We start from the raw sequence: 8,893 nt of genomic DNA on the forward strand, positions 1-8,893 counted from the left end.
AGCGCCTGGTCCGGGCGGTATCCGGCTGGACGCACGGGTGGGTGGGGCTAGACCCACTCCTTGGCGATCGGACGTGGCGGGGCGCTCTTTTGGGGTGCACGCTGGAAGCGGCGGACGAGAGGGAGGGTCATGCGGCAGTTGGGTACCTGGGCGGCGCGCACCGGTGTGGGGTTCGCGCGGGCGTGCCTCGTGGCGGTCGTCACCATGCTGGTCCCCGCCGTGTGGGGCCTGGCGGTGGCGTGGGCGATCTGGTGGGGGCCGTGGAACCCGTGGTCGTGGGTGGGGCCGCTCGTGCTGGTGTGCGTCGGCACGCTCGGGCTGTCCCGGCCGGTCTGCCGGATGGTCCGCTTCCTCGTGGAGAGGTGGACGGGCACCGCGATCCCGTCCGGCTACCGCGAGCCCGGTCCGGTGGTGCGGATGTCCACCGGGTACTGGTGGAACGGCTTCTCCTACGAGCGCACCCGCCGCGACGCCCTCTTGGACCAGAAGTGGCGCGTCCGGTGGCTCGACCCCGCCAACTGGCGCGACCTGCGTTTCGTCGGGATCGCGCCGTTCGCGGCGGGCCTCGCGGCGTGCGTCCCTCCGGCCGGGGTGGGCGTGGCGGCGGCCGGGCTCGGCCCCGCTCCTGTCCTCGCGGCCGCCGGCCTGGTCGTCGCCGTCGCCGCCGCGCCCTACGCATGGCGGCCGCTCGTGCCGGTGGCCGTCCGGTACCTGCGGCCGTCCCGGGCGATGGCACTGGCCGACCGCGTCGAGGAACTGGCGGGCCAGCGCGCGGACATAACGGTCTCCCAGGCCGCCGAGCTCCGCCGGATCGAACGGAATCTGCACGATGGCGCCCAGGCCCGGCTGATCTCGCTCGGGCTGTCGCTGGCGACTGCCGAGAAGCTGATGGAGACCGACCCGGCGCGGGCCAAGGCGCTGATGCGGGAGGCGCGCGGCGGTGCCGCGGCGTCGCTGGCCGAGCTCCGCGAGCTGGTCAGGGGCATCAACCCGCCGGTGCTGAACGAGCGGGGCCTCGTCGACGCCGTCCGCGCGCTGGCCCTCGACACTCCGCTGGACGTGACCGTCAGCGCCGGCGCCGAGCCCCGCCTGGACCCGCCGATCGAGTCCGCCGTCTACTTCGGCGTCGCCGAACTGCTGACCAACGCGGTCAAGCACGCCCGAGCCACCACCGTGCGGATCTCGCTCACGCGGGACGGGACGGGCATCGTCGTCCAGGTCGAGGACGACGGCCGGGGCGGCGCCCAGGAAGCCCCCGGCGGCGGGCTGGACGGCCTGCGCCGCCGCATGGCCGTCTTCGACGGCACGCTGGAGATCGCCAGCCCGTCCGGCGGCCCGACCCGTGTGCGGCTGGCGGTGCCATGCGAGTCCTTGTAGCCGAAGACCTCTACCTCCTGCGGGACGGGATGATCCGGCTGATCGAGGCGTACGGGCACGAGGTGGTGGCGACGGCGGCCACCGGGCCCGAGACGCTGGAGGCGCTGCTCGCCTGGCGTCCGGACGTGTCGGTGATCGACGTCCGGATGCCGCCGACGCAGTCGGACGAGGGCCTGCGCGCCGCCCTCGCCGCGCGGGCCGAGGCGCCGGGGCTGCCGGTGCTGATCCTCTCGCAGCATGTGGAGCAGCTGTACGCCCGCGAACTGCTCGCCGACGGCTCCGGCGGCGTCGGCTACCTGCTGAAGGAGAGCGTGTTCGACGGCGACCAGTTCATCGACGCGCTGGAACGCGTCGCGGGCGGCGGGACGGCGATGGACCCGGCCGTCATCGCCCGGCTGCTGTCCGGCACGTCCCCGGCCCGGGGTCTCGAACGGCTCACCGAACGCGAGCACGCGGTGCTGGCCCTCATGGCGGAGGGGCTCTCCAACCAGGCCATCGGCCGCCGCCTCTTCCTCAGCGAGAGCGCCATCGGCAAATACACGACGTCCATGTTCGGCAAGCTCGGCATCGTCGACGACGATGACACCAACCGCCGCGTCCGAGCCGTCCTCGCCTACCTGAACAAGCCGTAGCGCCGGATCGGCGTCCGTGCCCGGGGTAGAGGGAGGAACACGGACGAGGGGGCGCGGGACGGCGTTCGACTCGGTCACGTCGTGGTTCATCGCGTTCTTCCGCGCGATCATGCCCGCGCTGGCGGGGATGTCCCGCATGCCCCGCCACGTGTTCCTGCTGTTCAACGCCGCCGGCGGCCTGGTCTGGGGGGTGGGCTTCACCATGCTCGGCTACTTTGCCGGGAACGCCTACTCCCGCATCGAGCACGTGGCCGGCCAGGCCGTCGCGATCGCGGTCGCCTGCGCGGTCGTCCTCGCCCTCGTCGTCTGGCGAGTCCGCCGCAGACGCGCCCAGCACCCCCGGAACCGCGACTGAGCACTTTCCCGCCGCCGCACCGGCGGGTCGTAACCCCGAGCCTCACCGCCGAGGGACACCGTCGAGGACGTCGCGAAGTACTCAGCGCGGTTGAGTAAGAGTGCCCAGGGCACGGCCGCCGCGGTCGTTCATACTCGGCGGGTATGGAGACAGCGCACATTCCGCCCAGAAGGTTGCTCTGGTTGCGGGGCGAGGTGGCGGCCTGGCAGGCGGAGGGGCTGATCGACGGCGAGACGGCGGCGCGGATCGCGAGCAGGTACACGGACAGCCGCCGCTTCGCCCTGGAAAGACTGGTTCTCTTCCTCGGCTCGGCGTTCGTCGGCGTGGGGCTGATCTGGACTGTCGCCGCGAACTACGAGGAACTCTCCCCGATGGTGAGGTTCGCCGGGATCGTGGTGATCTGGCTGGCCGCGGTGGTCGGTGCGGAACTGCTCGCCTCCCGGGTCTCCGGCGCGCTGCCGGCCGCCGCCCGGGTGATCGCGGTGGCCGCCGGCGGCGGGACGGTCTTCCAGACGGCGCAGAGCCTCCAGGTTCCGGCGGGCTCTTCCAGCCTCCTGGGCGCATGGGCCGGAGGGGCGCTCGCCTACGCCTACGCGACGCGCGGGCGGGCTCCGCTGCTCGTCGCGGCGGGGCTCAGTGTCGGCTGGTACGCCTGGTGGGCGGCCGAGAACGCGGGAAGCCACGGCGTGGTGGTGTGCGCGATGCTCGTGGCCGCCGGTCTCGCGACGGGCCTCGCCGAACTGCACGAGCGGTGGACACCGGCCTTCGCGGACGTCTGGCGACCCGTCGGCGTGCTGCTGGCGCTGGTGGGGCTCTACATCGCGGCCTTCCCCGACCGCGATTTCCGGATGACGAACGCGCTGTGGGCCGGGGTCGCCCTCACCGTCCTCGTCTCCGCCGTCGCCGTCTGGCTCGGTTCCGCGCGCGGACAGGTCGCCGCGATGCTGGGCATCCTCGCCGCGGGAGTGCTGCTTGCGCTCTGGGACCCGGCCGGGTCGATGGCATCGCCCAGCGGCGAGGCGCTCGTCCGCGCCATCGCGGGAATCGTCTGCTACGTGCTGGCCGCCGCCTGGTTCGCGGTCCTCGGGACGTCCCGGGAACTGCCGGGCATCGTGCCGCTGGCCGCCGGTGCGCTGGTGATCTTCGTGACGACGCAGAGCTTCGCCGTCTTCGCACCGCTGTTCTCCGGCGCGGCGCTCTTCCTGGTGCTCGGCGCCGTCTTCCTCGGCACCGGTGTGCTCGCCTACCGGGGCCGCCGACTGATCACGAAGGTCGTCTCATGAGGATCCGCAAGGGTTCCGTCGCGGTGGCGGGCGCCGTGCTCGTCCAGGCCGCGCTGGTCGTCTGGGCCGTCCAGCCGCAGCTGTCGCCCCGCCTGACCGGCCGCGAGTACCGGCTGGCGGTCGCGCCGGTCGACCCGATCGACCCGTTCCGGGGCGCCTACGTAGATTTGAGCTACCCCGGTCTGCCCAGGGGCGTCTCGGGGCCGGGGCGGTACTACGTCCCGCTCGTCAGGGACGGCGCGCTGTGGAAGGGCACCGAGGCCGTCAAGGCGCGTCCTGCGCGGCAGCCCTATCTGGCCTGCGAATCGCCCGGCGGCGGCCTCGACTGCGGGCTCGGCAGCTTCTTCGTCTCCGAAGACCGCGCCCGCGCTCTCGAACAGGGCGTCACCGCCGGACGGCTGACCGCCGTGATCCGAGTGGACGATCGGGGACGCGCCGCGCTCGTCCGCCTCCAACCACGGTGAGGCTTGCGGGCTATGGCCGGTCGTCCAGGGCGCTGAGCTGGAGGCGGAGGGCCAGGCGTCGTTGGGGGGACGTGAGGTCCACCGCGGTCACCTCGGTCATGCGGCGCAGCCGGTAGCGCAGGGTATTGGGGTGGACGGAGAGGGCCTCGGCGGTGGCCTTCGGGTCGCCGTAGTGGTCCAGCCAGGCGGCGAGGGTCGGCAGGAAGGCCGTCCCGTGGGCGTCGTCGTGCGCCCGGAGGACGGGGAGCGGGCCGCCCAGGAAACCGGCTTCGATGCGGGTGGCCTTGCGGGCGCGTTCGACGACGACCGCGTCCCAGGCGTCCTCCAGGAGGACCAGCCCAGGTGACAGGCGGCCGGACGCGACGAGGACGTCCAACTCGGCGGCCTCCGCGCGAGAACGGGGCAGGTCGGTGGCGGCGAGGGCCGGGCCGCCCGCCGCCGCGTAGAGGGTGCGGTCGTGCGCGCGCACCTCGCTGAGGACGGTCCGCAGCCACGGCAGCGACCCGGCCTCGCTGCCCGGACGGTCCGCCAGCAGCGCGAACAGGCCCCCGTCGAGGTCGGCGAGCAGCGGGCGGTGCCAGCCGAAGCGGTGCGTGATCGCCTCCCACAGGTCGAGCCGCCGGGGGAGGTCCTCGCCGCCGCCGAGGACCGCGACGCGCCACGGCGGCTCGGCCGCGCCGGGGCGGACGCCGTCCCGGAGGGCGGCGCGGAGCTGGTCGGCCGAGACCCGGCGCGCGACGCCCGCCTCGGCGCGCAGCCGCAGCAGGTGCAGGGCGATGACGGACGCGAGGTCGGTGAGCCGCCGGACGCGGTCCTGCGGGATCGGCCTCCTCGCCACCACCCAGATCGAGCCGAGCCACTCGCCGCCCGCGCGCACCGGGATGACGAGGCGCGGCAGCATCTGGTCCGGCCCGGCCGGGACGAGGATCGGCTCGGACGAGCGCGTCAGCTTCCGGAACACCCCGCAGGCCCGCAGATGGGCGATGACCTGCGGCGGGACGCGGCGGCCGACGATCGTGGAGACGCGCGCGGGGTCGGTGGTGTCCTGGCGGCCGGAGTAGGCGAGGACGCGGGAGCGGGCGTCCTCCAGGGTGACGGGCGCGTCGGCGATCTCGGCGGCGGTGTCGGCGAGCGCGAACAGGTCGTCGTGCACGCCCTGCGGCGCGTAGGCGCGGTCGATGGCGCCGCGCACCAGCCAGACGACGTGCGTCCAGGACGTGTCCGGCTGGAGTTCGATGAGGGCGGGCTTCAGGGGGCGCGCCGCGGCGGCGACCTCCGCGGCGATCGGCGCCTTGAGGACGACGCCGTCGGCCCCGGCGGTGTCGGCCCGCTCCAGCAGCGCGACGGCGTCCGCCGGGTCGGTCACGCCGACGCCGAGGACGATCTCGCCCGCCTGCCCGGCCGGCTCGCCCGGCTCCGCCAGCACCACGTCGTGCACCTGCCCGCCGCGGCCCGGCGTCACCAGCCGGAGCAGCCCGAGCGAGTCGACGAGGTCGGCGACATCGAGCTTCACCATGCGTCCATTGTGCCGTCCGCACGATGGGCCTCCTCCGGATTGGCCGAACGCGACAGAGACGATCGCCCGAACGCGACCCACCATCGAAGTGACACGCTTCAGCGAGGAGAGGAGTCGCCATGGCTCTCGACGCACCGCCGCGCCGAGTCGCCGTCGTGGGCGCCGGCATGGTCGGACTGTCCACCGCCTGGTTCCTGCAGGAGCACGGTGCCGACGTCACCGTGTTCGACCGCCGGGACGTCGCCGCCGGCGCGTCCTGGGGCAACGCCGGCTGGCTGACCCCCGGCCTGGCGACGCCGCTGCCCGAACCGGCCGTCCTCTCCTACGGCGTGAAGGCGGTGCTCAGCCCGTCCTCGCCGGTCTACGTGCCGCCGAGCGCGAACCCGAGCCTGCTCCGCTTCCTCGCCGGGTTCGCCCGCAACAGCACCGCGGCGCGGTGGCGCCGCGCGATGGAGGCGCTCGTGCCGATCAACGGCCGCGCGCTGCCGAGCTTCGACGCGCTGCTGGACGGCGGTGTCAAGGCCGAGACGAACGAGGCGGGCTCCTTCCTCGCCGCCTACCGGACGGCCGCCGAGCGGCGCGTCCTGCTGGCGGAGATCGAGCACATCCGCGCCGCCGGCCAGGAACTGGAGTACGAGGCCCTCAGCGGGGCGGACGCCCGGGCTCTGGAGCCCGCGCTCTCCGACGAGGTCGGCGCCGCGATCGTGCTGCGCGGCCAGCGGTTCGTCAACCCGGGCGCGTTCGTGCACGCGCTCGCCGACTCCGTCCGCGACCGGGGCGGCAAGATCCGCACGGGCGCCGCCGTCACCGAGGTCGGCCACCACCGGGGCGGCGTCTCCGTCCGCACCACGGGGAGCGACGCGGAGGACTTCGACACGGTCGTCCTCGCGAGCGGCGTGTGGCTCGGCGACCTCGCCCGGCAGTTCGGCGTCCGCTCCCTCGTCCAGGCCGGCCGCGGCTACAGCTTCAGTGTGCCGGTGGACCGCGTCCCGGACGGCCCGGTGTACTTCCCCGCCCAGCGGGTCGCCTGCACCCCGCTCGGCGACCGGCTGCGCGTCGCCGGGATGATGGAGTTCCGCCGTCCGGAGGCGCCGCTCGACCCGCGCCGGATCAAGGCGATCGTCGAGGCCGCCCGCCCGCTGCTGCGCGGCGCCGACCTCGACTCCCGGCAGGACGAGTGGGTCGGCTCCCGCCCCTGCACCCGCGACGGCCTCCCGCTGATCGGCGCGACCCGCTCGCCGCGCGTCTTCGCCGCCGGCGGCCACGGCATGTGGGGCATCACCCTCGGCCCCGCCACCGGGCGCCTGCTCGCCGAGCAGATCGCCACGGGCGACCGTCCGAGCGAACTCGCCCCCTTCAACCCCCTACGCTGACGACCTGCGGCTTCTGGGCGGTTATGGCACTTTCGTCCGGACGGGCGGCACCGGCGCGCTAACGTCTCGGGGTGATCTAGGACCCCGAGACGGGAGGGACGCCGATGGACGAGACGCGCACGATCGTGCCGCTGACCCGGGCCCAGCGCGTCCTGGCCGGGGTCGGCGGCCTGTTCTTCGCGGGCCTCGCCGCGCTGGGCGGCTACGGCTCGTTCGCGTCCGTCCGGGACGTCGCCGAGCCCTGGTTCGGTGCGCAGGCCTGGATCGTCCCGGCCGGGGTCGACCTGGGCATCCTCGCCCTGGTCTCGGTGGCGCTCCTCCTCGAATGGCTGGCCATGCCCATGCCGGCCCTGCGCTGGATGGCGTTCGCGTTCACCGCCGCCACCGTCTGGCTCAACATCTCCGCCGCCCACGGCGACATCACGGGCATGGTCATGCACGCCGCCATGCCCGTGCTGTTCATCACCTTCATCGAGGCCGTCCGGCACGCCATCCGCCGCCGCGCCGGGATCGCCGCCGGGACCGTCCGCGAAGGCGTCCCCATCGCCCGCTGGCTCCTCGCCCCCTTCTCCACGTTCCGCCTGTGGCGCCGCATGGTCCTGTGGCAGATCACGTCCTACCCCGACGCCCTCCATGCCGAGCAGCGCCGCCGCCACGCCCTCGCCCTCCTGGACGACCACTACGGCCGCAAGTGGAAGACCAAGGCGCCCGCCGACGTGGTCTGGATGCTCAAAGACGGCGTCATGCTGGACGAGGCCCTGACCCGCGTCACGACTCTGACGACCCCGCCGCAGCCCGAACCCGAGCCGCCGGCTCCCGAGCCCAAGGCCCCGCCGAAGCGGACGAGACAGACCGTCCCCCGCAGCGTGGCCACCGACAACGAGGCCCGAGCCCTCGCCATCATCGACGCCGAACCGAACATCACCGGCGCCGAACTGGGCCGCCGCCTGAACATCAGCTCCCGCCAGGGCCAGCGCCTCCTGAGCCGCCTGTCCAGCCCCGCCCCGGCGTCCTGAGGACGGTCACCTTTCCGCCTCCCGCACCGTCAATGCGGTGAACGGAAGGGGAAGACCATGGCGAAGTACGACTGGACCGCGATGTACGTCATGCACGACGCGCTGAGGCGGGAGCTGGAGCACCTGTCGAAGCTCGCCGCCCGCGAGGACGCCGAGGCGCGCCGCATCCTCGCCGGAGCGCCCGGCTGGGACCTGTTCACGACGGCCCTGCACATCCACCACGCCGCCGAGGACGAGGCCCTGTGGCCCCCGATGCGCGCCGCCCTCGCCGACCGTCCCGACGGCCTGGCCCTCATGGACGCGATGGAGGCCGAACACGCCTCCATCGACCCGGCCCTGGAAGCGATCGACGCGGGCGCCGAACCCCTCGCCCCCCTGATCGACCGCCTCGCGACCAGCCTCGCCGCCCACCTGAAGCACGAGGAGGAAGCCGCCCTACCCCTGATGGACGAAACCCTGCCCCTCGAGCATTTCGCGAACTTCGGCCAGGTCCACGCCGCGAAACTCGGCCCCAACGCCCCCCGCGTCATCCCCTGGCTCCTGGACGGCGCCGGCGAGACCCACGCGGCGACGATGCTGTCCCTACTCCCCGAACCCGTCCAAGCCGCCTACAAGACCCAATGGCGCCCCACCTACGAATCCCTCGACCGCTGGCCAACCCTCTGACCGACCCGGCGTGCCCGCCCGAGCGGGCACGCCACCGGCGCAGTCGACAAAGGCCGGGCGATTTTCCGCCTTGCGGATTCGCCGCTGGATCTGCAGATCTTCGGGCTGCCGTCCGCGGAAGGAGCGCAGCGCTTCATACCCCTTTACCGGGTGCTGGAGGCGTGGTCGGACGGGGCCGGGGGCGGACGGGGATGACCCGTCCACGGTCGGG

General features: G+C 73.8%; 9 protein-coding genes. 8 read left to right on the forward strand and 1 reads right to left on the reverse strand.

The window, feature by feature from the left end; translation table 11 throughout:
* Positions 1 to 129: 129 nt before the first annotated feature.
* From E1284_RS14755 to E1284_RS14775, 5 genes are all read left to right on the forward strand, one after another.
* Positions 130 to 1,377, forward strand: a complete 1,248-nt coding sequence (locus E1284_RS14755; RefSeq protein ID WP_131939642.1) for a sensor histidine kinase — start codon at positions 130 to 132, stop codon at positions 1,375 to 1,377.
* On the forward strand, positions 1,362 to 2,009 hold the full coding sequence (locus E1284_RS14760; protein ID WP_131939643.1) for a response regulator transcription factor: 648 nt from the start codon (positions 1,362 to 1,364) through the stop codon (positions 2,007 to 2,009). Before E1284_RS14755 ends, E1284_RS14760 begins: the two co-directional genes overlap by 16 nt.
* A 16-nt stretch (positions 2,010 to 2,025) precedes the next feature.
* Complete coding sequence (locus E1284_RS14765) at positions 2,026 to 2,364, forward strand: DedA family protein (RefSeq protein WP_207923753.1); 339 nt, start codon at positions 2,026 to 2,028, stop codon at positions 2,362 to 2,364.
* A 182-nt stretch (positions 2,365 to 2,546) separates the two neighbouring features.
* A complete protein-coding gene (locus E1284_RS14770; protein ID WP_165965269.1) occupies positions 2,547 to 3,647 on the forward strand; it encodes a DUF2157 domain-containing protein in 1,101 nt (366 codons plus the stop codon).
* Complete coding sequence (locus E1284_RS14775) at positions 3,644 to 4,111, forward strand: GDYXXLXY domain-containing protein (protein ID WP_131939645.1); 468 nt, start codon at positions 3,644 to 3,646, stop codon at positions 4,109 to 4,111. The genes E1284_RS14770 and E1284_RS14775 overlap by 4 nt, the downstream gene beginning before the upstream one ends.
* Positions 4,112 to 4,121: 10 nt before the next feature.
* On the opposite strand, the gene E1284_RS14780 is transcribed toward E1284_RS14775, so the two are convergent.
* The gene (locus E1284_RS14780; RefSeq protein WP_131939646.1) at positions 4,122 to 5,627 is read right to left on the reverse strand and encodes a PucR family transcriptional regulator; all 1,506 of its coding nucleotides are present in this window, start codon (positions 5,625 to 5,627) and stop codon (positions 4,122 to 4,124) included.
* Positions 5,628 to 5,746: 119 nt separating this feature from the next.
* On the opposite strand from E1284_RS14780, the gene E1284_RS14785 reads away from it, so the two are divergent.
* From E1284_RS14785 to E1284_RS14795, 3 genes are all read left to right on the forward strand, one after another.
* Positions 5,747 to 7,000: an NAD(P)/FAD-dependent oxidoreductase gene (locus E1284_RS14785; protein WP_131939647.1), complete on the forward strand. Its 1,254-nt coding sequence runs from the start codon at positions 5,747 to 5,749 to the stop codon at positions 6,998 to 7,000.
* A 104-nt stretch (positions 7,001 to 7,104) separates the two neighbouring features.
* Positions 7,105 to 8,016, forward strand: a complete 912-nt coding sequence (locus tag E1284_RS14790; protein WP_131939648.1) for a DUF2637 domain-containing protein — start codon at positions 7,105 to 7,107, stop codon at positions 8,014 to 8,016.
* 57 nt (positions 8,017 to 8,073) lie between these two features.
* Positions 8,074 to 8,682 carry a hemerythrin domain-containing protein gene (locus E1284_RS14795; RefSeq protein WP_131939649.1) on the forward strand — a complete coding sequence of 203 codons (609 nt, stop codon included), beginning with the start codon at positions 8,074 to 8,076 and terminating at the stop codon, positions 8,680 to 8,682.
* The last annotated feature ends 211 nt before the right edge of the window (positions 8,683 to 8,893 follow it).

This window comes from Actinomadura bangladeshensis (assembly GCF_004348335.1).
In the GTDB taxonomy this organism is placed as follows: Bacteria; Actinomycetota; Actinomycetes; order Streptosporangiales; family Streptosporangiaceae; genus Spirillospora; species Spirillospora bangladeshensis.

Coding starts and splice junctions, on each gene's coding strand:
- E1284_RS14755 (WP_131939642.1), top strand. CDS start 130: ATGCGGCAGTTGGGTACCTGGGCGGCGCGCACCGGTGTGGGGTTCGCG.
- E1284_RS14760 (WP_131939643.1), top strand. CDS start 1,362: ATGCGAGTCCTTGTAGCCGAAGACCTCTACCTCCTGCGGGACGGGATG.
- E1284_RS14775 (WP_131939645.1), top strand. CDS start 3,644: ATGAGGATCCGCAAGGGTTCCGTCGCGGTGGCGGGCGCCGTGCTCGTC.
- E1284_RS14780 (WP_131939646.1), bottom strand. CDS start 5,627: ATGGTGAAGCTCGATGTCGCCGACCTCGTCGACTCGCTCGGGCTGCTC.
- E1284_RS14785 (WP_131939647.1), top strand. CDS start 5,747: ATGGCTCTCGACGCACCGCCGCGCCGAGTCGCCGTCGTGGGCGCCGGC.
- E1284_RS14790 (WP_131939648.1), top strand. CDS start 7,105: ATGGACGAGACGCGCACGATCGTGCCGCTGACCCGGGCCCAGCGCGTC.
- E1284_RS14795 (WP_131939649.1), top strand. CDS start 8,074: ATGGCGAAGTACGACTGGACCGCGATGTACGTCATGCACGACGCGCTG.